Origin of the sequence: Pseudomonas sp. SC3(2021) (assembly GCF_019856535.1) — a bacterium.
GTDB lineage: Bacteria > Pseudomonadota > Gammaproteobacteria > Pseudomonadales > Pseudomonadaceae > Aquipseudomonas > Aquipseudomonas monsensis.
The window spans coordinates 3,451,828-3,477,500 of the sequence record NZ_CP082236.1 but is presented as its reverse complement, the minus strand read 5'-3'; the positions used below and the strand labels follow the sequence as shown (position 1 = coordinate 3,477,500).

The window sequence follows — 25,673 nt, the reverse complement described above, 5'->3', positions numbered from 1 at the left end:
GCCCGCTACCACAAGGTCATCCGTTCAGGCCTCAGGACCGGGGAAACACCAACGCTTCAGGCACGTCGATATCCCACAACACTCCGGGATCATCCACCGCCACTTCCACCACGCGCCCCTGCTTGAACAGCGGCCTGGCCCCGCGATCGCCACTCAACCCCAACAACGCCGGGCCAAACGAACGCCCAAATCCCACCGGATGGCCAAACTCACCTGCCTGCACCGGTACGCTTACGGCATCGTCCGCCATGGCCGCGACCACCCGCTCAAGCGTCGACGGCAAGATAAACGGCATATCCCCCAATACAATCAGCCAGCCATCGGCTTTCGGGCACGCAGCAATCCCGGCAGCAATGCTGTCGCCCATTCCGGTGGTGCCTATGGAAACCACTTCACAGCCGTAGGCCTGGGCCATACGCATCGCTTGCGGTCGCGCCTCGGTGGTCACCAGCACACGCTTGTCGAGGCTGGCGGGCAGATTCACCAACACCTGCTCGATCACTGATCGCACCGCGCCATCGCGCCCGGTGCAGTCGGCCAGTAACTTGTCCCTGTCCGCGCCGGCCACCTGGCGAAAGCGGCTGCCCTCGCCCGCTGCCAGCACGATCACTGCAATGGATCGACTCATGTGCCCTCCGCCGGCTTTTTCTGTTTCAACGCGATGCCGTTCTTGACCGCAACAATCTCCGCCAGCAACGACAAGGCAATTTCCGCCGGCGAATGGCTGCCAATGTGCAGACCGATCGGCCCGTGCAATCGCGCAATGGCTGCTTCTGACAAGCCTAGCTGAGCCAGATTCTCCCGGCGTTTCTGACTGTTGACCCGAGAGCCGAGTGCACCGACATAGAAGGCGGGCGAATCCAGCGCCGTCAGCAAGGCCATGTCGTCCAGGCGAGGATCATGGGTCAGCGCAACAATCGCCGTGCGCTCGTCGGTTTGAATGCTCAATACCGCGTCATCGGGCATGCCCGGAACGAAACGGCCCTGTTGCTCTGCCCAGCCGTAAACGAACTCGGTGCGCGGGTCGCAGATCAGCACCTCGAAATCCAGCAACCGCGCCATCTCTGCCACGTACCGCGACAGCTGTCCGGCGCCGATCAACAGCAGACGCCAGCGCGGACCGTAAATCGCCCGCAGGGTTTGACCATCGAACTGCAGCGAATCGGCTGGGCTGGCGGGCGTCAGCAGCACCTCACCGGTGGCGATGTTCAGCTCACGGGCGACGATTTCATGGGCCTCGCATCGAGCGAGCAGCTCGGCAACCCAGGCCGGATCGCCGACCCGCTCCTCAGTCAGGCGCAACGTGCCGCCACAGGGCAAACCGAAGCGCGCCGCCTCTTCACGGGTGACGCCATAAGTAATCAACTGCACCGGCGGGCCGTCGCTCGCGATCCGTCCGTCATGCAGGCGCGCGATCAAGTCATCCTCGACACACCCGCCCGACACCGAACCGATCACCACGCCATCCTCGCGCAACGCGAGCATCGCACCGGGCGCGCGGGGCGCAGTGCCCCAGGTCTGCACCACGCTGAACAACACCACGCGCTGCCCGGCGCGGCGCCATTCCAGCACGCTGCGCAGGACGTTGAGATCAGCGCTGTCCATTACGCCTGCGCCTTCTGCCAGCCTTGCAACTGGTAACGCACTGGCAAGTCACGGATGCGTTTGCCGGTGGCGGCGAAAATCGCATTGCACAGTGCCGGCGCAATCGGCGGCACGCCTGGCTCACCGACACCGCCCAACGGCACATCACCCGGTGGCGTCACCAGATGCACCGCGACCTCCTTGGGTGCCAGCGACATGCGCGCCACCTCGTACATATGGAAGTTGTCCTGCTGGACCTTGCCATCCTTGAAGCTGATTTCCCCCAGTACCGCGTTGCCCAGGCCCATCACGCAAGCGCCCTCGAACTGCGAGCGAATACGCTCCGGGTTGATCTGCGGCCCGCAATCGACGGCGATATCGGCCTTGTGCACGATCAGCGTACCGTCGTCCTTGACCTCAACTTCAATGACCGCCGCCACATAAGTGACAAAGCTGTAATGCACCGCCAGCCCCAGCCCGCGGCCCTTGGGCAATTGGCGACCCCAGCCGGCTGCCTTCGCCGCCGTCTCCAGCACTGCGCGCATGCGCCCGGTATCAATTGGATAACGCTCGGGAGATTCGCCGTAGTTCCACTCTTCGCTGAGGGTGCGCGGATCAATCTGCCGGTCCGGGCCAAGCAGTTTGATCTGATACTCGAGCGGATCGACGCCGGCCTTGTGCGCCAGTTCATCGACGAAACTCTGGATCGCGAAGCCGTGAGGAATGTTCGACACCGAGCGATACCAGCCCACCCGGGTGTGCACCGTCGCTTCGGGGTTTTCCAGGCGCACGCTGGGAATGGCATAGGCCATGTTGGTAAAGCCCATGCCCAGTTCGAACGCCGCCTCATGGTTCATGCCCGGCGCGAACAACGCGGTGATGCTCGGCGCCACCGTGCGATGCAGCCAGCCCGACGGCATGCCATCCTTGCCGACGCCGGCTTTCAGGTATTCGGCCGACACCGTGTGGAAATACGAGTTATGGATGTCGTCTTCCCGTGTCCACTGCACCCGCACGGCCTTGCCGGGAAATTCCTTGGCGAGGATCGCCGCTTCTACGACGAAATCCGGTTTCGACTTGCGCCCGAAACCACCGCCCAGCAACGTGACATTGAAGGTGACATTATCGAAAGGCAGGCCAAGGCGCTCGGCAATCCGTTCACGGGTCACCTGTGGCGCCTGACTTGGCGCCCAGGCTTCGCAAGTGCCGTCCTTGTACCGGGCGATGGCGACCATCGGCTCCATCGGCGCCTGCGCCAAGTGCGGCAAATAGTAAGACGCTTCCAGCGTACTCGCGGCGCCACTGAGGGCCTTGTCGATATCACCGGTGTTGCGCACCACTTTGCCGGGTTTCAGCGCGGCAGCTTCCAGTTCCTTGCGATAGGCCACCGAGTCGTAACTGGCATTCGGGCCATCGTCCCATTCGATCTTCAGCGCCTCGCGGCCCTTGATCGCTGCCCAGGTGTTGCTGGCGATTACGGCCACGCCACCCAACGGCTGAAACTCCGACGGCAACGGACGACTTTCGATCTGAATGACTTTAAGCACACCCGGGACTTTCAGCGCGGCGCTGTCATCCACCGACTTGACCTTGCCGCCGTACACCGCCGGGCGAGCGACAGTGGCGAACAACATGCCGTCAAAATGCACATCGGCGCCATACACCGCACGACCGTTGACGATGTCGTCGCCGTCGATGGCTTTGGTGCCTTCCTTGCCGATATAGCGGAACTCCGCCGGTTGCTTGAGGCGCAGACTGTCGCGCGCCGGCACGGCCAGCGCACTGGCGGCAGCGGCGAGCTCGCCATAACCCAGTTCACGACCGGACGGTTTGTGCAGGACTTTGTGCAACTGCGCATGGCACTCGCCCACCGGCACTTTCCATTGTGCAGCAGCGGCTTGCTCCAGCATGGTCCTGGCCGCCGCACCGCAACGGCGCATCGGCTCATACCAGTGGCGCATGCTGCGCGAACCGTCGGTGTCCTGGTTGCCGAACCGCACTTCATCGCCCGGCGCCTGCCGGACTTTGACCTTGGCCCAATCGGCGTCCAGTTCATCGGCGACGACCATGGTCAGGCTGGTGCGCACGCCCTGGCCCATTTCCGAACGGTTGCAGACCACGGTCACCGTGCCGTCCGCAGCAATGCTGACGTAGACCTTCGGATCGTCGATCCAGCCGTTGGGCATGCCGTCAGCGCCGAATTTCTTCGGTGCATCTTCGGCCAACGCGTCCTGCCAGCCCCAACTGGCGGCCAGCACCAATGCGCCAGTGGCGCCGACACCCTTGAGGAAACCACGGCGGCTGAGGTTGCTCAGGGCAAAATCATTCGGCAAACGGCTCATGCCTTGGCCTCCTTCAAATGAGTGGAAGCCTGGCGGATCGCGGTTTTGATGCGGTTGTAAGTGCCGCACCGGCAAATGTTGCCGACCATCGCCTCTTCAATCTGCTCATCGCTCGGGTTCGGGTTGGTCTTGAGCAACGCGGTGGCGGACATGATCTGCCCGCCCTGACAGAAACCGCATTGGGCCACGGCGCTGTCGAGCCAGGCTTGCTGGACGACTTGCCCGACCGGATCGGCATGCAGGTTGTCGATGGTGGTGACGTTTTGTCCAACCACCGAGCCGATGGGGGTGATGCAACTGCGGGCCGGCAAGCCGTCGATGTGAATGGTGCAGGCGCCGCACAGGCCCATGCCGCAGCCGAATTTGGTGCCGTTGTAACCGGCGACATCACGGATGGCCCAAAGCAGCGGCATGTCTTCAGTGACATCGAGAGGATGGTCTTGACCGTTGAGTTTCAGGGTAATCATGGGCACGCCCGCATATTCTTGGTGGTTATGGGGTCGAGCAATCTGCCGCCGGAGGCTGGCGATGGTTCACGCAGATCGACTCAGGCTAATAGGCTCTCTCGTGCCGACGCGAACGTCTGCACCGGGCCTTTGGTGAAGCAAATGACGGTTATCGTTAGCTGGCTAAGTTAACCCATCGTTAACAAAAAAGCCCTGCTGAGACAGGGCTTTTCAGTTGCAAGTTTCTAGCTACAAGCTGCAAGCAAAAGCAGGAGCTGGCTCACGATCAAGATTGTAGCTCGCCGCTAAAAACTTGAGGCTCGTAGCTGCATTAATAGCGGTTGGGTTCCATTTCCAGCTCGACATTGAAACGTTCGGCAATATCTTTCTGGATGCGTTGCGCCAGCTCCAGCAGTTGCAGGCCGGTGGCCGCGCCGTAATTGACCAGCACCAGCGCCTGCAATTTATGCACGCCGGCATCGGCCTCACGGAAACCCTTCCAGCCAGCGCGCTCGATCAGCCAGCCAGCGGCCAGCTTCATCTGCCCGTCCGGTTGCGCATAGGCCACCAGATCCGGGTGCTGCGCCTTGATCTGCTCAACCAGAGCGGCCGATACCAGCGGATTCTTGAAGAAGCTGCCAGCATTGCCGAGCACCGCCGGGTCCGGCAGTTTTTCGCTGCGAATGCTGCAGATCGCCCGGCTGACGTCGCTAGGCGTCGGTTGCTCGATGCCCTGCTCGGTCAGGCGCTGACGCACCGGGCCGTAGTCCAGATGCAGATGGGCGACCCGGTCGAGCTTGAAGCGCACGCGCAGGATCAGCCAACGCCCCGGCTGCTGCTTGAACAGGCTGTCGCGGTAGGCGAAGTTGCATTCTTCCAGGCTGAAGTCGCGCAGCTCACCGGTCTGGCGATCCAGCGCAGTCAGCCCGGCGAACACGTCCTTGATCTCGACACCGTAGGCACCGATGTTCTGCATCGGCGCAGCGCCGACGGTGCCGGGGATCAGGCTGAGATTTTCCAGACCGGAAAAACCCTGCGCCAGCGTGTGCTGCACGAACGGATGCCACGGTTCGCCGGCCTCAGCTTCGATCACGACGTGATTGCCGTCATCGTTCACCACGCGAATGCCGCGAGTGGCCATGCGCAGCACCAGCGCCGGAATGTCTGCGGTCAGCAACAAATTGCTGCCACCGCCAATCACCAACAACGGCATGTCATGCGCAGCGGCATAAGCCAGCGCTTCACGGACATCGGCATCGCTGTGGGCTTCGGCAAACAGTTGCGCGCGAACATCCACGCCAAAACTGTTGAACGGTTTCAGGGAAACCTGCCGTTGCAGTTGCACGCTCATAACCGGCCCTTCACTTCGATCAACAGTTGGTCGCAGGCCGCTTCGATGAGATCCAGCACCTGTTCGAAACCCTGATCGCCGTCGTAATACGGATCCGGCACTTCATCGACCACCCCGGCATAACGGCGCAGGAACAGATCCAGTTCGGCCTTGGCGGTGGACGGTTGCAGCGCCTTGAGGTTACGCAGGTTGCTGTTGTCCATGGCCAGAATCAGGTCGTAACTGGCGAAATCGGCCCGGCTGACCTGCTGCGCGCGTTGCGCCGACAGGTCATAGCCGCGCACTTTGGCGGCGGCCTGGCTGCGCTTGTCCGGCGGGTTGCCGACGTGCCAGTCGCCGGTGCCGGCGGAAGCCACCTCGACTCGATCCGCCAGCCCGGCTTCGCGCAGTTTGTGGCGCAATACGCCTTCGGCGGTGGGCGAACGGCAAATGTTGCCCAGGCACACGAACAGAACGCGCATCAGGCCTCCAGCAGGCGACGAACGCGCTCGAGGTCTTCGACGGTATCGACGCCAGTCGGCGGTGCGATCAACGCATCAGCGACATGAATCCGCACGCCGTGCCACAGGGCACGCAGTTGCTCGAGGGATTCCGTGTTTTCCAGCCAGCACGGGCCCCAGTTCACAAAATCCTGCAGGAAACCGGCGCGGTAGGCATAAATGCCGACGTGGCGACGGTACGGCACACCCTCGGGCAACTGCTCGCGGCTCTTGGCGAATGCATCGCGCGCCCACGGCAAGGTTGCGCGACTGAAGGTCAGCGCCAGACCGTTGAGGTCACTGACAACCTTGACCACGTTCGGATTGAACAGGGTCTGCACGTCCTCGATCGGCTCGGCCAGGGTGGCCATGCGCGCTTCGGTGTGGGCGGCAAGGTTGGCGGCGACCTGATCGATCACGCTCGGCGGGATCAGCGGCTCGTCGCCCTGCACGTTGACCACGATCGCGTCAGGCTCAAGGCCCAGTTTCGCCGCGACTTCGGCCAGGCGGTCAGTGCCGGAATTGTGGTCTTCACGGGTCAGCACCACTTCGGCGCCGAAACCCTGGCAGGCCTCGACAATGCGCGCATCGTCTGTCGCCACGACCACGCGGCTGGCGCTGCTTTTGCTCGCCTGTTCCCAGACGTGCTGGATCATCGGCTTGCCGGCAATATCCAGCAGCGGTTTACCCGGCAGACGGGTCGAGGCGTAACGCGACGGGATGACAACGGTGAAGGCAGTGGTCATTTATCCAGACGCTCGTCGGTGGTCAGGGTGCGCGCTTCGCTTTCGAGCATCACCGGGATGCCGTCGCGGATCGGGTAGGCCAGGCCGGCGCCCTTGCTGATCAGTTCGGTCTTGTCGGCGCTGAGCTTGAGCGGGCCTTTGCAGATCGGGCACGCGAGGATGTCGAGCAATTTGGTGTCCATGAACATTCCCTGGATAAAGAGTTAAGGCAAAAGGCGATCGGGCAACAGGCGCATCAACTGTGTGTCGAACCAGGCCACGAAGGCCGGTGACGGCACGGCATCGACCGCCAGATACCACCAGTCGTCAGCCGCAAAGGCACGGCACTTCACCGCGTCCTTTTCGGTCATCACCAACGGCAATGACGGTGTGAAATTCAAGGCCTGCACGCTGTATTGCGCGTGGTCGGCAAACGCATGGGGGATTGCCCGCCAGTCTAGCGCTTCGAGGGTATTGAAGAAACGTTGCGGATTGCCGATACCGGCCACTGCGTGCACCGATTGACCGGGCGCAAAATGCTCGAGCGGCTTGCGCTCGCCACTGCGCAGATTGACCAGCGCGGTCGGTTGCAGGCGAAACGCGAAGCCATCGTCGCGGTCGGCCGTGGCGCCGTTGAACAGCACACCGTCGACGCTTTGCAGGCGCTCGATCGGCTCACGCAACGGACCGGCCGGCAGGCAGCGTTTGTTTCCGAGGCCACGGGCGGCGTCGATCAGTACCAGTTCCAGATCCCGGGCCAGGCGGTAATGCTGCATGCCATCGTCGGAGAGAATCAGGTCCAGCGGCTCACTGGCGAGCAAAGCTTTGACGGCGGCGCTGCGATCAGGGTCGATCATCAGCGGCACCCCGGTGCGCTGGACGATCAGCAGCGGTTCGTCGCCGGCGATGGCGGCGTGCTGGTCGGCTTCGACCCGCCACGGCAATTGCGGCGGCTTGGCACCGTAACCACGGCTGACCACACCCACGCGCAAACCGCTGCGCCGGCAGTGCTCGATCAGCCAGAGGATCATCGGCGTCTTGCCGGTACCGCCGACGGTGATGTTACCCACGACGATCAGGGGCACCGGCGGCTGATAGATTGCGCCTTCACCATCAAGAAAGCGCCGACGTTTATTGACCACCACGCGGCGATACAACATTTCCAGCGGCCGCAACAGCGTCAGGGCCGGGTGCCCCTGATACCACGCGGCGAGCAAGCGATCGGACAGGCTCATCAGGATTTGGGCGCCGCCTCGACCGTGGTCATGCGCAGATGGCTGAAACCGAGCTTGCCGGCCGCATCCATGGCGGTGATCACTGATTGATGCTGAGTCTTGCCATCGGCACTGATCGACAACGGCATGTTGGTGTCGCCGTTGGCTTCTTTCTGCATGGCTTCCATCAGCGTCGCCAGGTCGTTCTTCGGCAGAATCTTGTTGTTCACCGAGAACACGCCTTCGGCGCTGATCGCGACATCCAGTTGCTTGAGCTGCTGGTCTTCGGCGGGCGAACCACTGACCGACTCAGGCAGATCGACACGCAACTGGGTCTCGCGGGTGAAGGTGGTGGTCACGACGAAAAACAGCAGCAGGATGAACACCACGTCAATCAGCGACGCGAGATTGATGTCCACCGTTTCCCGGGGTTTGCGACGGAATTTCACGCTCTTTCCCCGGCCAGATCGACGTCACGGTCGCCCTGCACCACTTCGACCAGTTTGATCGCTTCCTGCTCCATGCCCACCACCAGCTCGTCGATGCGGCGTTGCAGGAAACGGTGGAAGAACACCGACGGAATACCGACCATCAGGCCCGCCGCCGTGGTGATCAGCGCCTTGGAAATACCGCCGGCCAGCACTGATGCATTGGTGGTCATGCCGGAGCCGGTGAAGGCACTGAAAATGTCGATCATGCCCAGCACCGTACCCAGCAGGCCGAGCAGCGGCGCCATGGCAGCAATGGTGCCCAGCGCGTTGACGTAGCGCTCGAGCTCGTGGATCACCCGCCCGGCGGCTTCTTCGATGCATTCCTTCATGATCTCGCGACCATGCTTGGAATTGGCCAGGCCCGCGGCAAGGATTTCACCCAGCGGCGAATTGGCGCGCAATTCCTTGAGTTTTTCTTTATTGAGCTGCTTGTCCTTGATCCACACCCAGACCTGGCCCAGCAGATGCTCGGGGGTGACGCGACTGGCGCGCAGGGTCCACAGGCGCTCGGCGACAATCGCCATGGCCGCGATGGAACTCAGAATGATCGGCAACATCATCCAGCCGCCGGATTTGACCAATTCCCACACAGTGACAGTCCCCTCGAAAAAGTGCGCCACTTTACCATACCGCTTCGCGATCAGGACCCGCCGGCCCGACGACCGTGATGGTGCATTCAAGCGCGCTCCGATCAACGGGCCAATACTGGCGAATCACGCCAGAAACGCCGGTGTTGACGCATCGTCCGCGCCGGTTTGAACCTGCCCAGTTGCAGATGAATCGCGCCGTGCTCGGCGCTGTCGTAAATGCGCAGGCCCTGTTTGCGATAGCGCGCCAGTACCGTCGGATGAGGATGGCCGAACGAATTGCCGTGGCCGCGGGAAATCAGCACCGTTTCAGGATTCAACACTTTGAGCAGGGCCATCGAGGAAGAGGTGCGGCTGCCGTGATGGGGGGCCTGCAGCCATTGGGTCGGGACTGCCAGCGCGCTGTCGAGCAGAACCCGTTCGGCGTGAAGGTCAATGTCGCCGGTGAGCAACAGGCGCTCGCCATTGGCCTCGACCTGCAACACGCAGGAACGCTGGTTGCTGTCGTCGGCATCGGCCCATTGCCAGAGACGAAAACGGACGCCATCCCACTGCCACTGCTGTCCACTTTCGCAGGCTTGGGCACTCAATTCGGCAGGCAGGCCCGGCGGATCGCCGCTGATGACTCGCGCCACCGGCAAGCCGCGTGTGATCGCCAGCGCGCCGCCGGCATGATCGGCGTCGGCATGGCTGAGCATCATCAGATCAATGTGTTCCACGCGCAGTTTGCGCAACGCCGGCACTACCACCCGTTCACCGAGGTCGAAATCGCCGAAACGCGGCCCGGCGTCATACAGCAACGTGTGATGACGCGTGCGGATCAGAATCGCCAGGCCCTGGCCAACATCCAATTGCCAGACATCCGCCAGGCCGTGTGCCAGTGGCTCGCGTGGCGGCAGCGCCAGGATCAGCAGTAGTGGCCAGCCCAAAATCCTCATGGGCACGCCTCGCGGCAGCAGCAACAGCAACGCGCCAAGTGCGCCGATCGCCCAGACCCACACCGGCATCGAAGCTGCCACCCAGGCCGGCCAGTGTCCGGCAATGAGCGCCAGCCCGCGAAACAGCCCGTCGATCAAGACACCCGCCAGCCACAGCAAGCCTTCGCCGACATACGGCAGCGGTAACAACACCGTGCCAAGCAGCGCGGGTGGCAGCACCACCAGACTGACCCAAGGCACCGCCAACAGATTCGCCAACGGCCCGCTGAGGCTGATCGGCAGGTTCAGCGCCAGCAACACCGGACACAAACCGATCGCAATCAGCCATTGCGCCCGTGTCCAAGTCTGCCACCAGCGCCAGGCACCGAGGCGTCCGCCAAAGGTGAAGATCAGCACCGCCACTGCCGCGAAGGACAGCCACAACCCCGGCCGCAACCCGGCCAGTGGATCGAGCAACAGCACGCCATTGAACGCCAGCAACAGCGGCCACCACGCGCCCAGATGACGAAAGCGCAGGCGCCACAGCAACACCAGCCCCACCATCACGCAGGCGCGTTGCACCGGCACGTCAAACCCGGCCAGCAACGCGTAGCCGAGCGCCGCCGCGAACGCCAGACCGCAGGCCCACGGCAGCCATGGCCAGCGCAGTGGCCATACGCCCAGACGGGCCAACCCGGCGACCAACAGGTACATGACCGCCGCCAACAGGCCGATGTGCTGGCCGGAAATCACCAGCAAATGCACGGTGCCGGTGTCTTGCAGAATGCGCCAATCTTCGCGACTGAGCCCCGAGCCGTCACCCAGCACCAAAGCCGCCAGCGCTCCGGCCCGCCCCTGCGCATCCACCGCCAGCACACGCTGGCGAATGCTGTCACGCCAGGCCCAGTGTGCCTCGCGCAGACGCTGCCCGTCCTTGACCGTGCCGGTCGCACCGACGCGTTGGGCCAACAACCAGGCTTCATGATCGAAGGCATCCGGATTGAGCAGCCCGCCGGGGCGCTTGAACTTCACCGCCAATCGCCAGCGCTCGCCGCTGTTGACCGGTGGCCCGGCATACCAGGCCAGCCGCAGCAACGTTGGCAGTTTCTCGTGACGCGAGCGGGCATCGGCAAGTTCGAAGCGCACGACGCCATCGCTGGTTTGCGGCAATCCCGTCACCCGCCCTTCGATCCAGCGGGTTTCGCCGTCCAGCACTGGCGAGAGTCGATCATTCAACGCCCACTGCGCACCGACGCAGCTCCAGGTGAAGCCGAAAAGCAGAAACGCCACTGGATAGCTGCGAAACGGCAACACCATCAACGCCACCACCGGCAGCAGCACCACGACCCCGACCGGCGGTAACGCCGGCATAAAAAGCGGCACCAGCAGACCGACTGCCAGCGCCATCATCCCTGTGCGCATAAGCCCGTCCTTGAGAGTCCCGCACTTAGGCATAGCGGTTGGCGGGCACGACCGTCGTCAACAATTGTCACAAAGTCTGAATGGGCGCTTCGTAGAATCCAGACATACTTGCCGCCTTAACCGACCGAGAAGCCTTATGCCCCGGCGCTTATTCAAACGTTACATGCCCGACCCGACGAGCATCAGGGAACACAAATCCTTACGCTTTCTCGGCAAGTTGCTGCACGACCCGAACCTCTGGCACCTCAACCGCCACTCGGTGGCCCGTGCGATGGCCGTCGGCCTGTTCGCTGCATTTCTGCCGATTCCGGCGCAGATGCTGGTGGCCGCTGCGCTGGCCATTACCGTGCGTGGCAATCTGCCGATCGCCGTGAGTCTGGTCTGGCTGACCAACCCGATCACCATGCCGGCGGTGTTCTTTTGCACCTATCAGGCCGGGGCATGGTTGATGGATGTGCCTGCCCGGCATCTGCCCGATGAGTTGACCTGGGAATGGATCAGCGGCCAATTGTCGACGTTGTGGCAGCCGTTTTTGCTGGGCTCGGTGGTCTGCGGGCTGGTACTCGGTGCCCTCGCCTACTGCATTGTGATGATGTATTGGCGCTGGTGGGTGGCGCGGCAATGGGCGCGGCGCAAGAAAAGCCGCATGCGCTGAATGCAAAACGGCCTCCGCATTGGAGGCCGTTTTTTTGTAGCGTCTGAATGAACCCCATCGCGGGCAAGCCCGCTCTCACAGAATCGGGTTTGCCCGGAATTATGTGAACGACACAATCCCTGTCGCAGCGGGCTTGCCCGCGATGGCAGCGACGCGGTTTGGGATCAGGTCCGCATCCCGCGCCCACTCACCAGCAACCGCGCACAACCGACATACAGCACCACGGTCGCCACCAGCATGAAGGTGATCGCAATGCCGATACGGATATCCGACACACCAAGAATGCCGTACCGAAAGGCGTTGACCATGTGCAGCACCGGGTTGGCCAGCGACACCGTCTGCCAGAACGGCGGCAGCAGCGTGATCGAATAAAACACGCCACCCAAGTAGGTCAGCGGCGTCAGCACAAACGTCGGGATGATCGAAATATCATCGAAGTTGCGCGCAAACACGGCGTTGATGAAGCCCAGAAGCGAGAAGATCGTCGCCGTCAGAATCACCACCAGCAAAGTCACGCCGAGGTGATGCACCTGCAGATGGGTGAAGAACAACGACAAAATCGTCACGATCACCCCGACCATCAAGCCGCGCAGCACGCCGCCAATGGTGTAGCCGATCAGGATGGTGTGCGGCGATACCGGCGACACCATCAGTTCTTCGATGGAGCGCTGGAATTTGCTGCCGAAAAAGCTCGACACCACGTTGCCGTAGGAGTTGGTAATCACCGACATCATGATCAGCCCCGGCACGATGTACTCCATGTAGGTGAAGCCACCCATGTCGCCGATCTGCCGGCCGATCAGGTTACCGAAGATCACGAAATACAGAACCATGGTGATCGCCGGCGGCAGCAGGGTCTGCGGCCAGATCCGGGTAAAGCGCCGGACTTCCCGATAAACAATGGTGTTGAGGGCGACGAGGTTGGGACGGAATTCGGAACTCATACCGCCACCTTCGAAAGATTTTTCTCCACCAGGGACACGAACAGCTCCTCGAGGCGATTGGTTTTGTTACGCAGGCTCAGCACTTCGATGTTCTGCTGCGCCAATTGAGTGAACAGCGCGGTGATGCCCATGGACTTGTCGACCTGGACTTCCAGGGTATGGCTGTCGATCAACCGGGCGGGATAGCCGAGCAATTGCGGCGCCACGTTCAAGTCGGCTTTCAGGTCCAGCAGGAAGGTCTCGACGTGCAGCTGGCCCAGCAGTTGTTTCATGCTGGTGTTCTCGACGATGGTGCCGTGGTCGATGATGCCGATGTTGCGGCACAGCTGCTCAGCCTCTTCCAGATAATGCGTGGTGAGGATGATGGTGATGCCCTTCTCGTTCAGTTCGGTGAGGAACGTCCACATCGACCGGCGCAGCTCAATGTCGACCCCGGCGGTCGGTTCGTCGAGGATCAGCAGGCGCGGTTCATGCACCAGCGCCCGGGCGATCATCAAGCGACGCTTCATGCCGCCGGACAGCGACCGCGACGGCACATCGCGCTTGTCCCACAGACCGAGTTGGGTCAGGTACTGCTCGGCGCGTTCCTTGGCGATTTTCGCCGGAATGCCGTAGTAGCCGGCCTGGGTCACGACGATGTCAAAGGTCTTTTCGAACTGGTTGAAGTTGAATTCCTGAGGCACCACGCCGATCGAGCGCTTGAGCGCTGCCGGGTTCTTGTCCAGGTCATGGCCGAAGATATTCACCGTACCGCTGGTCTTGTTCACCAGGGTCGAGAGAATGCCGATGGTTGTGGATTTGCCGGCACCGTTGGGGCCGAGCAAGGCGAAAAAGTCACCTTCGGCGACGTCCAGATCGATACCACTCAAGGCCTGGAACCCGTTGCCGTAGGTTTTGGTTAGCTGCCGGATGGACAGAGCGGAACTCATATCGGATTTACGCACCAAGAAGGGAAGAAAAGGAAAGATTGGGCCGGGCGGCGAACAAAACAACCACGGCGCGCGAACGCAATGGTGCTTGCCGCCGCCACACAAGTACAGTCAAGTGTGTCGATAGTTATTATCAAGTCAACGCGGTCATGACTGCTTTCTGATACGCCGGACGCTGCTTCAACCGGGCATACCACGCTTCCAGATACGGCTGCGCCGCTCGCTCGATGGGCATTTCGAACCAGGCATAAATGAAGGAGCCGAGGGGAATGTCACCCATACCGATTTCGCTTCCGGACAGGTAAGGCTGGCTGGCGAGCGCCTGCTCGGCCATGTTCAACAGCTCGGTGCATTCCTTGATCGCAGCGTTGATTGCCGGCCAGTCCTGCTTGTCGGCGGGCGTGCGCAATACGCCCCAGAACACGGTACGGAAGGGTCCGGCAAAACTCGAGGTGGTCCAGTCCATCCACTTGTCAGCGCTGGCTCGAGCCTGTGGATCGGCCGAGTACCACGCACTGTTCGGCGCATGTTTGGCCAGCAGATAGCGCACGATCGCGTTGGATTCCCACAGCACAAAGCCGTCATCCTCGATCACCGGTACCCGGCCGTTCGGGTTCATCGCCCGATATTCAGGCGTATCGACCACACCGAAGGCGCCACCGGCATCAATCGCCTCATACGCCAGACCCAACTCCTCGGCGGCCCACAGCGGCTTCCGGACATTCGATGAGTTTTTCCGTCCCCAGATCTTCAGCATGACCGCCTCTTTTCAAATGAGTGGGCAGGCAGCATACGCCGGATCAGACACGGCTCAAATCACTCTGCATATCACCCAGCACCGTCGCCTGTTTATCGTCGAACAGATGCGGGTAGCACTTTTTCAGGTGTTCGAAGAAGAACTGTTCCGGCACATCGGCGAACTGGCCGTGATCGACCAGGTACTCCATCAACTGCGCGCCGTCGCGGTTGAACGGGTGGAAAACACTGTCGTGGATGCCGTCGAATTCCAGCGGCGCGACGTTGAACAGTTCGCAGAGTTTCTGGTTGAAGGCCGGTGTAGCCTTGACCCAGCGCCCGTTCAGGAACAGTTCGGTGTAGCCGTGCATGGCGAACACGTCGCTGCGCAGCAACTCCAGCAGACGCGGGGTCGACAGATGATTTCTGACATCGGCCAGACCGATGCGCGCGGGAATCCCGCAATGCCGCGCGCACCCGGCCAGCAACGTGGCCTTGGGCACGCAATAACTCTCCCCCGTCGCCAGGGCATAGCTGCCGCACAGGGTTTGCGGGTCGAGACTGAAGGTGTAGGGGTTGTAGCGCACCGCCTCGCGCACGGCGTAGTAAAGACTGACCGCCTGCGCGAGCGGATCGCGGCTGGCTCCACGGTACTGTTCGGCGAACTCCACCACGGCGGGGTGGTCACTATCGATGAAGCGGCCGGGACTCAGATACTCGTGCATGACGACATTCTCCTGGGTGAGCCCCGAGTCTAGCGACAGCCCAAGCACAGAGATAACGACGTTTCGGCCAAACTTGGACGCAAAGGCGCGGGATGAGCGAACGATTTCCCACACGTGTTGCCCACCGAACCTACGAAAACCATCCGGGGTTTCCCACGATTTCAATCACCTTGCTCTGACCACCCGGTTTTACAGATGCCGTCTAAGCTCTGGAGGGTCGATTTGCCTTGGTTCACGGAGGACTGAATATGCTGTTGTTGTGGATACTGGTTTTGATCGTTGGCGTGGCCTATCTCGCCCACCGGCGCGTCGCCCCGCTGCCGGCGTTGGGCATCGTTGCCGTCTATCTGCTGGCAATGGGTATTTTCAGTCATGCACCGGGCTGGCTGCTGGTGGTGCTCTGGGTCCTGTTGGCGGTGGTCGCCGCACCGTTGCTGCTGCCTGACCTGCGCCGCCAACACTTCACCGCGCCGCTGTTCAACTGGTTTCAGAAAACCCTGCCGCCGATGTCGCAGACCGAGCGCGACGCGATCGATGCCGGCACCGTATGGTGGGATGGCGAACTGTTCAGCGGTCGTCCGGACTGGGAAAAACTGCTGGCCTATCCCAAGGCGCAACTGACCGAAGAGGAACAGGCGTTCATCGACGGTCCGACTGAAGAACTCTGCGCCATGGTCACCGACTGGCAGATCGGCCAGTCGATGGACCTGCCGCCTGAAGCCTGGGCGCACATCAAGGAGCACGGCTTCTTCGCCCTGATCATTCCCAAGGAATTCGGGGGCAAGGGGTTCTCGGCCTACGCTCACTCGCAAGTGGCGATGAAACTCGCCACCCGCAGCGGCGACCTCGCCTCCACCGTCATGGTGCCCAACTCCCTCGGCCCTGCCGAACTGTTGCTGCATTACGGCACCGACGAACAGCGCAATCACTACCTGCCACGGTTGGCCCGTGGCGACGACATCCCTTGCTTCGCCCTCACCGGCCCGCTCGCCGGTTCCGATGCCGGGGCAATGCCCGACACCGGGATCATCTGCAAAGGTCAGTGGGAAGGTCAGGAAGTCATCGGCCTGCGCCTGAACTGGGAAAAGCGCTATATCACCCTCGGCCCGGTCGCGACCCTGCTCGGCCTTGCGTTCAAGGCCTACGACCCGGAGCATCTGCTGGGCGACAAGGAAGACCTCGGCATCAGCCTCGCGTTGATTCCGACCGATACCGCCGGCGTGGAAATCGGCCGTCGTCATTTGCCGCTGGGCGCGGCGTTCATGAATGGCCCGAACTCCGGTAAAGACGTGTTCATCCCGCTGGACTTCCTCATCGGTGGTCAGGAAATGCTCGGCAAGGGCTGGATGATGCTGATGAATTGCCTGTCGGTCGGCCGTTCGATCTCGCTGCCAGCCGTCGGTACGGGTGCGGCCAAGTTCACCAGTCTGGTAACCGGCCAATACGCGCAGATTCGCGAGCAATTCAACGTGCCACTGTCGGCGTTCGAAGGCATCCAGGAAGCCATGGCGCGCATCGGCGGCAACGCGTGGATGATGGACGCTGCGCGGATGCTCACCGCCAACGCGGTGGACCTCGGTGAGAAACCGTCGGTGCTGTCGGCGATCCTCAAGTACCACCTGACCGAACGCGGCCGCGAGTGCATCAGCCACGCCATGGATGTGCACGGTGGCAAGGCGATCATCATGGGCCCCAACAACTACCTCGGGCGCAGCTGGAACGGCGCGCCGATCTTCATCACCGTGGAAGGCGCGAACATCCTGTCGCGCAACCTGATGATCTTCGGTCAGGGCGCGATTCGCTGCCATCCGTTCGTGCTCAAGGAAATGGCTCTGGCCGGGCGCGAGGACAAGGATCAGGCGCTGAAAGAGTTCGATGGCCTGCTGCTCAAACACATCGGTTTCGCCGTGAGCAATGCCGCCAGCACACTGGTGCTGAACCTTGGCCTCGGTCACTTCGAACACGCACCGGGCGACAGAATCAGCCAGGGCTACTTCCGTGCCCTCAACCGCCAGGCTGCGGCGTTCGCCATGCTCGCCGACTTCAGCATGATGTTGCTGGGCGGTGAACTGAAGCGCCGCGAGCGCCTGTCGGCACGTTTGGGCGACGTCTTGAGCAACCTGTATCTGGCTTCCGCCGCGCTCAAGCGTTATCACGATCTGGATTCACCCGCGCACATGGAACCGCTGTTGCGCTGGGCGATGGAGGAAAGCCTCGGTCAATCGGAACGGGCGCTGGATGAACTGCTGAGCAACTTCCCGAACAAAGTCTTCGGCTGCCTGCTACGGGTCATCGTGTTCCCGTTCGGTCGTCGCCACAAAGGCCCGTCGGACAAACTGGGTGCCGAAGTCGCCGGGGTGATTGGTCGCGCGAAAGGCGATCCGGCGCTGGAAGAGCTGCTTGCCGGCTGCTATCGCCCGCAATCGGCAGACGATGCGGTCGGCGCATTGCAACACGCCAGCGATCTGTTGCACGCCGCGCAGCCTCTGCACAAAAAACTGCACACCTCGCTGAAAAGCGGTCAGGTCAAACCGGCCGCAGGCGAACATGCCATTGATGCCGCACTTGAAGCCGGGGTGTTGCAACCGGCGGAAGCGCAGAGTCTGCGCGATGCCGAAGCGGCACGACGCAAGGTGATCGACGTCGATGATTTCGACAAAGAGGAGTTGAAACAGGCAGAGGGGAAAGTCCGCTGATTCCCTCAAACATATAAAAACGGGCGCGGGAGCTTTATACTCCCGCGCCCGTTTTGCTCTTGAGGACTTATCTCGTGTCCAACGTCGTTGCCGATCATCTTGTTTTGCTCGACCACCTGCGCAGTATCCTGGTCGCCGTAGGTGAGGCCGAACAGGTTCCCGAAGAAAGCCATGCCTTGTTCCTGGAGCGCTTCGACGAACTGCTGGCATCCTTGCCGATCGATCCGATCGAAAGCCAATACCTGGGCCAGGACATCCTGACTCAAGTGATTACCCGTTACCCGCAAATTGCCCACCTGATCCCGCGCGATCTGCTGTGGTTCTTCGCCGGCGACTGCCTGCACTACCTGTCCGATGAAGAGATCGACCTGTATCAGGCTCTGGAAGAGCGTCGCTACGAAGCCGAACAGAACGACGAACCGTTCGACTGGAATCAGGAAAAACAGCTGCTGGCGATGTCCGCTCAGGACAGCAAGCACTAAGTTTCCACAGATCAAAAGATCGCACCTTCGGCAGCGCCTGCATGGCTTGCAGGCGCTGCCGAAGGTGCGATCTTTTGCTTTATAGAAGCCCCTCACTTTCCGGCAGTTCATACGCCATCGCCAGATTGTTCGGCGCCCCCGTCCTCGCTGGCTTGCTCAACGTCGGCTCCCTCTCCAGGCACTCAACCAGAAAATCGATAAACACTCGCAACTTGGGTGGCAGATAACGCGTCGGCGAATGTAACAGCCACAGTCCGCCATGATAGGAGGCGAGGAAGGTCCAGTCCGGCAGCACCTGCACAATCAACTTCTGTTCGAGTGCATATCGGGCAGTGAAATACGGCAGGCTGCCAATGCCCAGGTGCTGCAACACCGCGCCCAGACGCACCCCCGTGTGGTTCGCGGCGTATCGTCCACGTACTCCCACCGTCACCGCCTTGCTGCCTTTCTTGAACTTCCAGCGCGCATCGCTCGGCGTTTCCCCCAGATAAATGCAGCTGTGCTTGAGCAAATCGTGAGGGTGCGTCGGCGTGCCGTGTTCAGCCAGGTATTGCGGTGTGGCGCACAGTAGATGGTCAATAGTCAGCAACTGCCGCCCGACCAATCCGGCCGGCGGCCGATCCGTGATACGAATCGCCAGATCGACATGGTCGTCGATCAAATCAACCTGTCGGTCTTCGAGCAGCAGTTCGACATCGACCTTGGGGTAACGCCGCAGGAATTCGGGCATGTGCGGGTGAATCACGAAGCGCCCCACCGCTTTCGGTACGCTGACCCGCACCAGGCCTTCCGCTTCATGGGTGAACTGGCCGCTGATTTCCATCACCGATCTGGCAGCACTGACCATCTCCTGACAACGCTTGAAGACCTCTTCTCCGCCGTCACTCAAACGCAATTTGCGGGTAGTGCGTTGCAACAGTCGCGTGGCCAGGGCCTTTTCCAGTCGCGAAATGCTGCGACTCACGGCTGACGGCGAGGAGCCAAGCTGACGGGCCGCTTCAGAGAAGCTTCCGGTCTCGACAACCTTGACGAAAATCGCCATTTCACCGAGCAGAGGTAGCGGGAGATTTATGCTCACAGCGCACAAGTCCTTTGATGTTTGAACGGATTATCACGTTATTGCACGATTCATATAATAAAAATAGAAATTTTAATAAGGGCATGGAATATGACGCTTCGCCTCTTTTTCCATAGTGATGAGCTCAAGGCCAATGTGGAAGTCCTCGACTGCACGCCCCACGAGAACGAATTTGCCGTGGTGCTGCGCGCCACGTTGTTTCATCCGCAAGGCGGCGGTCAGCCTTGCGACACTGGCTGGATAGATGAAAGCCGGGTTCTGCGCGTAGTGCAGGAACCCGACCGGATCGTGCATTACGTGGATCAGCCGGTGAAGCCTGGCATGACGCAGATTCGCGTCGATGAACAACAGCGTTGCTTCAATTCCCGCATGCATTCGGCCGGCCACCTGATTGGCCACTTTATCCAGGCAATGGGCTGGACGCCGATCAAGGCGCACCACTGGCCAGACGAAGGCCGGGTGCAATTCAAACCGGCAGAAGGTGCCCGGGAAGTCGATGCGCAAAGCGTCCAATACGGCATCAACCAATGGATAGAACACGACCTGCCACGCCTGACCTCGTTGCGCGAAGGAGTGCGTGAAATCGGTTTCGGTGAGCTGCCCGCCTACGGCTGTGGCGGCACCCATGTACGTAGCCTGAAGGATCTGGGCACAGTCACGATCGCGTCCCTTGCGCAGAAAAAGGGCACCTTGTCGGTCCACTACAGCGTGGATTAAGGATTTTGGGCGGTGCAGCACGCATCGCCCGACGCCGGGGAACCGCATTCGCAGGTTCCGTTGACTACCGATAGATGGACCTACAAAAAATGATGCTAGACGTCGATCGTCTCGATGAGACGTGCATAAAAAAACTGGCCAACGAAGAAGTCCTCGCCATCCGCGTCAAAGGCTTTTTGCCCGAAGCATTGGCAATCCAGATTGGCGACAAAATCCTCGCTCCAGGCTTTGAAGGCTATATCAACGCACCGAGCATCGGCCGCATCGGCATGGCGTTCTATGAGGCAGAAAACCAGCCGCTGCTGATCGAAGACTATTTCGAGCGTGCAACCAGCAACATCGCTGAATTGCGTAACCGTTGCGCGCCCTACTCCTCTCCCGTCGACACGTTGCGCTGCATGCTCGATGAGTCATGGCCGGCCGGTGCGCATCTGGAAAACCTGTACGGGCGCAAAATGTATGTCGGGTTGTCACGCGTAGTGAAGCCGGGAGTGTGCTTCCTCGCGCATCACGACATCTTTGCCAAAGACGCCCCGGACAGCTTTCAGGCTCGCAGCCTGGAAGCACAGTTTGCCTGCAATGTTTACCTGAACATGCCAACCGAAGGCGGCGCATTACAGATGTGGGATGACGACATTTCTGCTGACCGGTTCGACGAAATGCGTGGCGACAGTTATGGCATCGACCCTGCCCTGCTCGGCCCTCCGACCCTTGAAGTACGGCCGAATCCCGGAGATTTCATCATGTTCAATTCACGCTGCATGCACTCGGTAACCCCGGGTGTGGCAGATCCGCGCTTGAGCCTTTCGTTCTTTGTCGGCTACCGCGGCAATGCTTCACCCCTGACTTTCTGGAGCTGAGATGTTATCGAACTACCTGGGCGAATTTCTGGCATTGGCCACCATTCATTTTCTGGCCGTAGTCGCCCCCGGACCGGACTTCGCCGTCACTATCCGCCAGAGCGTGCGTTTCGGCCGAGTCGTGGGCATTTGCACGGCGCTGGGGATCGGCGCGGGCATCTCCGTGCACGTGCTGTATACATTGCTCGGCGTCGGCGCATTGATGCACACCACCCCTTGGCTGCTGACCGTGGCCAAGGTCATCGGTGGCGCCTACATCCTGTATCTGGGTGTCAGCCTGTTGCGCAGCAAACCCAAGTCGGCAATTGAAGGGGAAAAAGCTGTCGACGAGCCGGCAGTCGAGCAGACCCTGCTCAAGGCGTTCACCACCGGCTTCCTGACCAATGCCACCAACCCGAAAGCCACGCTGTTTTTTCTGGCGATCTTCACCACGATCATCAGCGCCAGCACGCCGCTGAACATCCAGGCGCTGTACGGCCTGTGGATGTGCTGTGTGAACGCATTGTGGTTCGTCATCGTTGCGCTGTTTTTCTCCAGCGCCAAGGTGCGCCTGCTGTTCCTGCGCATGGGGCACTGGTTCGAGCGCACCATGGGTGTCGTGCTGATCCTGTTCGCCGGTCGCTTGATGATGTCCTGGTAACTCACCGGCAAACAAAAGGCCCGCCGATGTTCATCGGCGGGCCTTTTTGTTTCAACTGATGGCAGTCACCCTGACCCGGCTGCTATGGATAAATCGCGCGCCCATCAAAAGCGTCGCCAAGCTCAGCGCCGTGATCAATCCCGTCCAGATCCCTTGCGGCCCCCACTCCAGTCCAAATGCCAAACCCGCGCCGAGTGGTACACCGACGCCCCAATAACAGAAAACCGCCAGCCACATTGGCACGCGCGTATCCTGCAGACCACGCAACGCACCCGCCGAAAGCATCTGCAAGCCATCGGGAAACTGCAAAGCGGCGGCAAACAACAACAGCGTCGAGGCCAATGCCGTGACGGCGATGTCGGAGCTATACAGGCTGGCAATCGCTTCATTGCCCAACAACAAGATGACGACCGATACGCTCTGCGTCAGCAACACAATCACGCAACCGGCCCAAGCGGCTTGCCGGACACGCTGGAGATCGCCGCGCCCTGACGCATGGCCCACGCGAACCGTTGTCGCCTCCGCCACAGCCACCGGGATCATGAAACACAGCTGCGCGAGGTTCACCGCAATCTGGTGCGCCGCGAGAAACGTCGAGCCCAATCGCCCGATCAGCAACGAAGTCACAATGAACAGGCTGCCTTGCATCAGAATCGCAATGCCGATCGGCATGCCGGTGCGCAACAAATTCATGATCCCAGCGCGACTCGGCAGATCGAAACGTGCAAACAGCTGCAAATGCGCCAAACGCTTGCCAAACCAGAGATAGCCAGCAAACAGCGATGCCTGCAGCCACATCATCACGGCCGAAGCGATCCCCAGCCCCTGCGCGCCCAACTCGGGAAAGCCCAATTTGCCATTGGTCAACACGTAGCCCAGCGGCGCCAGCACCCATAGACCGCCGAAACTGAACATCATCGTCGGACGCATCCAGTGCATCCCTTCACACAGATAACGCATGCAGAAAAACAGCGTCAACGCCGGACTGCCCCAACGCACTGCATGCAGGAACGCCTGAGCGCCGGGAATCATCTGCTCGGCGATCCCGGCAGGCGCGAGCAACAGGGGCACAAGGCTCAGAAATGCAAACATCAACAGCCCCATGAACAGCGCCAGCCACAATGCCTGGCGAAAGATCGGCGCGATTTCATGGGTACGATCCGCCCCCTGTAAACGCGCGACCGACGCCGTCAACGCAATCAACGTACCGATCGGCACCAGCATCGGCAGCCACAACAATGCGGTGCCCAGCGTTACCGCCGCCAGCGTGTCGGTGCCGTGGTTGCCGGCGATCAGGTTGTCGACGAAGGCAATCAACCCGGCGCAGACATGGCCGACCATCAGAGGTAGCGCGAGAAGCGCGGTGGCACGGATCTCGGACAAACTGCCGCGCGACACTGATTTCAATGACATTGAAGGATCTCCGGAATCAACAGAAAAAGCTCGGTGAGCAAGGCCAGTCGTTATCCCAGAATTGCCTCGCGCTGACTGTCAGACGCGTCCTGATCTCACGGATCGGCTGTAGGAAAATTGTAAAAGGCAGGGCAAACACAAAAAACGCGCATACAAAAACGCCGCTCTATTGAGCGGCGTTTTTGTGAATATGGAGCGGGAAACGAGACTCGAACTCGCGACCCCGACCTTGGCAAGGTCGTGCTCTACCAACTGAGCTATTCCCGCAATGGCGTCCCCTAGGGGACTCGAACCCCTGTTACCGCCGTGAAAGGGCGGTGTCCTAGGCCACTAGACGAAGGGGACAGGCTACAACTTTCACTTAAATAAAAACGCCGCTCTTAGCCGAGCGGCGCTTTTGAATTTGGAGCGGGAAACGAGACTCGAACTCGCGACCCCGACCTTGGCAAGGTCGTGCTCTACCAACTGAGCTATTCCCGCAAATGGCGTCCCCTAGGGGACTCGAACCCCTGTTACCGCCGTGAAAGGGCGGTGTCCTAGGCCACTAGACGAAGGGGACACGCTACCCGGAACACATGGTGTGTGTTTCGGTGTCCAGATCCGCATCCTGAGATTTGGTTCTGGTTTCACTCAGCCCCGCCCGAAAGCAGTGCTGTTTAAAATTGGAGCGGGAAACGAGACTCGAACTCGCGACCCCGACCTTGGCAAGGTCGTGCTCTACCAACTGAGCTATTCCCGCATTGGCGTCCCCTAGGGGACTCGAACCCCTGTTACCGCCGTGAAAGGGCGGTGTCCTAGGCCACTAGACGAAGGGGACACGCTACAACATTCACTCCCTGCCGCGTTTCGCTGTGTGCTTTACGCTGCAAGTGGCGCGCATTCTATGGATGGATTGGAAGGTCGTCAACCCCCAGATATAAATTTATTTAAATCAATGACTTCGACGTCGTTTACGGGAGCAATCGGGGTTTTGCGTCGCCCGACGATTGACGCCTATATTCCGCCACTCGCCAAGGCGTTATAGTCCACCCCAGTGATGGCAATCTGCACATCAAGCGCCAGCATTCATATAAGCCATGCGCGGCCGATACAGGTTGAACCTGCCGAATCAACACGTCGAGCGGTGCTAGGCACCTAAAAGGCCAACCACTACACTCGCATGCGAACCCTATAAAGAGGTCTTACCGGTGACACCACTCATGATCACCCTGCTTGTCATAGCCGGGATCGCAATTCTGATCGCCATTGGCTACATGAACCATGTGGTGGAAAACAACAAACTGGAGAAGGCCCGCACCAAAGTCGAACTCAATGACCGCCTGCGCCGCTGTGGCGAATTGACCGAGACCTTCCCCGGCCAATTCATGACCCCGGCACTGAAACTGCTGTTGACCCGCCTGGAACTGAACGTCTGCCAGCGCCTGCTGAACCTGGAAAAAACCAGCGCCACGACCAAGGCCCGCATCACCGAACTGAGCGCGCTGGTGGCCCAGGGCGAATCGATTCCGGTCAACAACCCGCCAGCGCCGATCCTGACCGAAGCCAAGGCCAAGGACGTACGCTTCCTCCTTGAAGCCCTCCACGGCCAGATCACCCGCGCCGCCCACGATGGTTTCCTGCCGCCGAACGAAGCCAAACAGTGGGTCCGCGAAGTCCGCCACATCCTGGTACTGCTGCATATCGAGTTCTTCAACAACCTCGGCCAACAGTCCCTGCAACAAAACCAGCCCGGCCAGGCCCGCCTCGCCTTCGAACGCGGCGTGCAATACCTGCGCAAACAGCAGGATCCCCAGATGTACTCCGAACAACTGCAATATCTGGAAAAACTGCTGGCCCGCGCCAACGCCCAGGTCATGGACAAAATCGCCCCGGTTGAAGGCGAAGAAAACCAACTGACCGCCGGCCTCAAAGACGTCGAAGCCGATGCGGACTGGAAGAAGAAAGTGATTTACGACTGATTGCAGATGTTGAAAGAGAAGCCACCGAGAGGTGGCTTTTTTGTGGGCTCGCGGCTGTGAACCCGATAGGGACTGGATGAATGTCGGGGCGCTTTCGCGAGCAGGCTCGCTACCGCAGGGGGACCGGGTGTATCTGGTCGGGCGGGAGGCCACCATCGCAGGCAAGCCAGCCCACAGGGTTGATCATTCCCACACACAGCAAACTCGGTACACGCGTTAAACATTTCGAAGCTGAAACACACCTCCCTCTGCGCTACTGCTTATTTATCCCCCCGAGAAAACA

Annotated in this window: 25 protein-coding genes and 6 tRNA genes; 7 read left to right on the top strand and 24 right to left on the bottom strand. The window is 60.8% G+C overall.

The annotated features are described in order from the left end of the window. Nucleotides 1-31: 31 nt before the first annotated feature. From K5Y35_RS15530 to K5Y35_RS15475, 12 genes are all read right to left on the bottom strand, one after another. Entirely contained in the window at nt 32-628 is a 597-nt protein-coding gene (locus K5Y35_RS15530; RefSeq protein ID WP_123466808.1) for a nucleotidyltransferase family protein, read from the bottom strand. Continuing rightward, on the bottom strand, nt 625-1,605 hold the full coding sequence (locus K5Y35_RS15525) for an XdhC family protein (RefSeq protein WP_186744942.1): 981 nt from the start codon (nt 1,603-1,605) through the stop codon (nt 625-627). Before K5Y35_RS15525 ends, K5Y35_RS15530 begins: the two co-directional genes overlap by 4 nt. After that, the gene (locus K5Y35_RS15520; protein ID WP_123466812.1) at nt 1,605-3,926 is read right to left on the bottom strand and encodes a xanthine dehydrogenase family protein molybdopterin-binding subunit; all 2,322 of its coding nucleotides are present in this window, start codon (nt 3,924-3,926) and stop codon (nt 1,605-1,607) included. Before K5Y35_RS15520 ends, K5Y35_RS15525 begins: the two co-directional genes overlap by 1 nt. After that, nucleotides 3,923-4,393 (bottom strand): (2Fe-2S)-binding protein, encoded by a 471-nt coding sequence (locus K5Y35_RS15515; RefSeq protein ID WP_123466814.1) that lies wholly within the window; start codon nt 4,391-4,393, stop codon nt 3,923-3,925. The genes K5Y35_RS15520 and K5Y35_RS15515 overlap by 4 nt, the downstream gene beginning before the upstream one ends. A gap of 310 nt (nt 4,394-4,703) precedes the next feature. Further along, complete coding sequence (gene murB, locus K5Y35_RS15510; protein ID WP_222832299.1) at nt 4,704-5,723, bottom strand: UDP-N-acetylmuramate dehydrogenase; 1,020 nt, start codon at nt 5,721-5,723, stop codon at nt 4,704-4,706. Continuing rightward, the gene (locus K5Y35_RS15505; protein ID WP_123466818.1) at nt 5,720-6,184 is read right to left on the bottom strand and encodes a low molecular weight protein-tyrosine-phosphatase; all 465 of its coding nucleotides are present in this window, start codon (nt 6,182-6,184) and stop codon (nt 5,720-5,722) included. Before K5Y35_RS15505 ends, murB begins: the two co-directional genes overlap by 4 nt. Continuing rightward, entirely contained in the window at nt 6,184-6,948 is a 765-nt protein-coding gene (gene kdsB / locus K5Y35_RS15500; RefSeq protein ID WP_222832298.1) for a 3-deoxy-manno-octulosonate cytidylyltransferase, read from the bottom strand. Before kdsB ends, K5Y35_RS15505 begins: the two co-directional genes overlap by 1 nt. Beyond that, nucleotides 6,945-7,130 (bottom strand): Trm112 family protein, encoded by a 186-nt coding sequence (locus K5Y35_RS15495; protein WP_003174668.1) that lies wholly within the window; start codon nt 7,128-7,130, stop codon nt 6,945-6,947. Before K5Y35_RS15495 ends, kdsB begins: the two co-directional genes overlap by 4 nt. A gap of 21 nt (nt 7,131-7,151) precedes the next feature. Beyond that, nucleotides 7,152-8,162, bottom strand: a complete 1,011-nt coding sequence (lpxK, locus tag K5Y35_RS15490; protein WP_186744949.1) for a tetraacyldisaccharide 4'-kinase — start codon at nt 8,160-8,162, stop codon at nt 7,152-7,154. Then, on the bottom strand, nt 8,162-8,590 hold the full coding sequence (locus K5Y35_RS15485) for an ExbD/TolR family protein (RefSeq protein ID WP_123466824.1): 429 nt from the start codon (nt 8,588-8,590) through the stop codon (nt 8,162-8,164). The genes lpxK and K5Y35_RS15485 overlap by 1 nt, the downstream gene beginning before the upstream one ends. Further along, nucleotides 8,587-9,222, bottom strand: coding sequence for a MotA/TolQ/ExbB proton channel family protein (locus K5Y35_RS15480; RefSeq protein WP_123466826.1), 636 nt, complete (start codon nt 9,220-9,222; stop codon nt 8,587-8,589). Before K5Y35_RS15480 ends, K5Y35_RS15485 begins: the two co-directional genes overlap by 4 nt. Nucleotides 9,223-9,323: 101 nt before the next feature. Then, the gene (locus K5Y35_RS15475; protein WP_222832297.1) at nt 9,324-11,558 is read right to left on the bottom strand and encodes a DNA internalization-related competence protein ComEC/Rec2; all 2,235 of its coding nucleotides are present in this window, start codon (nt 11,556-11,558) and stop codon (nt 9,324-9,326) included. Between the two features lie 136 nt (nt 11,559-11,694). Here K5Y35_RS15475 and K5Y35_RS15470 point away from each other — a divergent pair, with 136 nt between their 5' ends. After that, nucleotides 11,695-12,213, top strand: coding sequence for a DUF2062 domain-containing protein (locus tag K5Y35_RS15470; protein WP_123466830.1), 519 nt, complete (start codon nt 11,695-11,697; stop codon nt 12,211-12,213). A 164-nt stretch (nt 12,214-12,377) separates the two neighbouring features. On the opposite strand, the gene K5Y35_RS15465 is transcribed toward K5Y35_RS15470, so the two are convergent. The 4 genes from K5Y35_RS15465 to K5Y35_RS15450 form a co-directional block, all read right to left on the bottom strand. After that, nucleotides 12,378-13,157, bottom strand: a complete 780-nt coding sequence (locus K5Y35_RS15465) for an ABC transporter permease (protein WP_222832296.1) — start codon at nt 13,155-13,157, stop codon at nt 12,378-12,380. After that, nucleotides 13,154-14,086: an ABC transporter ATP-binding protein gene (locus K5Y35_RS15460; RefSeq protein WP_222832295.1), complete on the bottom strand. Its 933-nt coding sequence runs from the start codon at nt 14,084-14,086 to the stop codon at nt 13,154-13,156. Before K5Y35_RS15460 ends, K5Y35_RS15465 begins: the two co-directional genes overlap by 4 nt. Before the next feature lie 133 nt (nt 14,087-14,219). Then, nucleotides 14,220-14,843 (bottom strand): glutathione S-transferase family protein, encoded by a 624-nt coding sequence (locus K5Y35_RS15455; RefSeq protein ID WP_123466836.1) that lies wholly within the window; start codon nt 14,841-14,843, stop codon nt 14,220-14,222. Nucleotides 14,844-14,886: 43 nt separating this feature from the next. Further along, on the bottom strand, nt 14,887-15,546 hold the full coding sequence (locus tag K5Y35_RS15450; protein ID WP_222832294.1) for a transglutaminase-like domain-containing protein: 660 nt from the start codon (nt 15,544-15,546) through the stop codon (nt 14,887-14,889). A 248-nt stretch (nt 15,547-15,794) separates the two neighbouring features. Here K5Y35_RS15450 and K5Y35_RS15445 point away from each other — a divergent pair, with 248 nt between their 5' ends. Together K5Y35_RS15445 and K5Y35_RS15440 are read left to right on the top strand one after the other, a co-directional pair. After that, on the top strand, nt 15,795-18,242 hold the full coding sequence (locus K5Y35_RS15445; protein WP_222832293.1) for an acyl-CoA dehydrogenase: 2,448 nt from the start codon (nt 15,795-15,797) through the stop codon (nt 18,240-18,242). Nucleotides 18,243-18,316: 74 nt separating this feature from the next. Continuing rightward, the gene (locus K5Y35_RS15440; RefSeq protein WP_007967565.1) at nt 18,317-18,724 is read left to right on the top strand and encodes a PA2817 family protein; all 408 of its coding nucleotides are present in this window, start codon (nt 18,317-18,319) and stop codon (nt 18,722-18,724) included. Between the two features lie 79 nt (nt 18,725-18,803). Here K5Y35_RS15440 and K5Y35_RS15435 read toward each other — a convergent pair whose 3' ends face one another. Continuing rightward, nucleotides 18,804-19,802, bottom strand: coding sequence for a LysR family transcriptional regulator (locus K5Y35_RS15435; RefSeq protein ID WP_222832292.1), 999 nt, complete (start codon nt 19,800-19,802; stop codon nt 18,804-18,806). A 90-nt stretch (nt 19,803-19,892) separates the two neighbouring features. On the opposite strand from K5Y35_RS15435, the gene K5Y35_RS15430 reads away from it, so the two are divergent. The 3 genes from K5Y35_RS15430 (at nt 19,893) to K5Y35_RS15420 (ending at nt 22,019) form a co-directional block, all read left to right on the top strand. Next, nucleotides 19,893-20,519 carry an alanyl-tRNA editing protein gene (locus K5Y35_RS15430; RefSeq protein WP_123466844.1) on the top strand — a complete coding sequence of 209 codons (627 nt, stop codon included), beginning with the start codon at nt 19,893-19,895 and terminating at the stop codon, nt 20,517-20,519. 89 nt (nt 20,520-20,608) lie between these two features. Continuing rightward, nucleotides 20,609-21,379, top strand: coding sequence for a 2OG-Fe(II) oxygenase (locus K5Y35_RS15425; RefSeq protein ID WP_222832291.1), 771 nt, complete (start codon nt 20,609-20,611; stop codon nt 21,377-21,379). A gap of 1 nt (nt 21,380) precedes the next feature. Continuing rightward, the gene (locus K5Y35_RS15420; RefSeq protein ID WP_128616052.1) at nt 21,381-22,019 is read left to right on the top strand and encodes a LysE family translocator; all 639 of its coding nucleotides are present in this window, start codon (nt 21,381-21,383) and stop codon (nt 22,017-22,019) included. A 51-nt stretch (nt 22,020-22,070) separates the two neighbouring features. On the opposite strand, the gene K5Y35_RS15415 is transcribed toward K5Y35_RS15420, so the two are convergent. The 7 genes from K5Y35_RS15415 to K5Y35_RS15385 all read right to left on the bottom strand — a co-directional run bounded on the left by K5Y35_RS15415 (nt 22,071) and on the right by K5Y35_RS15385 (nt 24,249). Next, entirely contained in the window at nt 22,071-23,432 is a 1,362-nt protein-coding gene (locus K5Y35_RS15415; protein WP_222832290.1) for an MATE family efflux transporter, read from the bottom strand. Nucleotides 23,433-23,623: 191 nt separating this feature from the next. After that, nucleotides 23,624-23,699 (bottom strand) — tRNA-Gly (locus K5Y35_RS15410). Nucleotides 23,700-23,701: 2 nt separating this feature from the next. Next, nucleotides 23,702-23,777: transfer RNA gene (locus K5Y35_RS15405), tRNA-Glu, on the bottom strand. A 59-nt stretch (nt 23,778-23,836) separates the two neighbouring features. After that, nucleotides 23,837-23,912, bottom strand: a tRNA-Gly gene (locus tag K5Y35_RS15400). Between the two features lie 3 nt (nt 23,913-23,915). Then, a tRNA-Glu gene (locus tag K5Y35_RS15395) sits at nt 23,916-23,991 on the bottom strand. Nucleotides 23,992-24,095: 104 nt separating this feature from the next. Next, nucleotides 24,096-24,171, bottom strand: a tRNA-Gly gene (locus K5Y35_RS15390). Between the two features lie 2 nt (nt 24,172-24,173). Then, nucleotides 24,174-24,249: transfer RNA gene (locus K5Y35_RS15385), tRNA-Glu, on the bottom strand. A gap of 382 nt (nt 24,250-24,631) precedes the next feature. Between K5Y35_RS15385 and K5Y35_RS15380 the strand changes: the two genes are divergently transcribed. Next, complete coding sequence (locus K5Y35_RS15380) at nt 24,632-25,390, top strand: hypothetical protein (RefSeq protein WP_177490681.1); 759 nt, start codon at nt 24,632-24,634, stop codon at nt 25,388-25,390. Nucleotides 25,391-25,673: the final 283 nt, after the last annotated feature.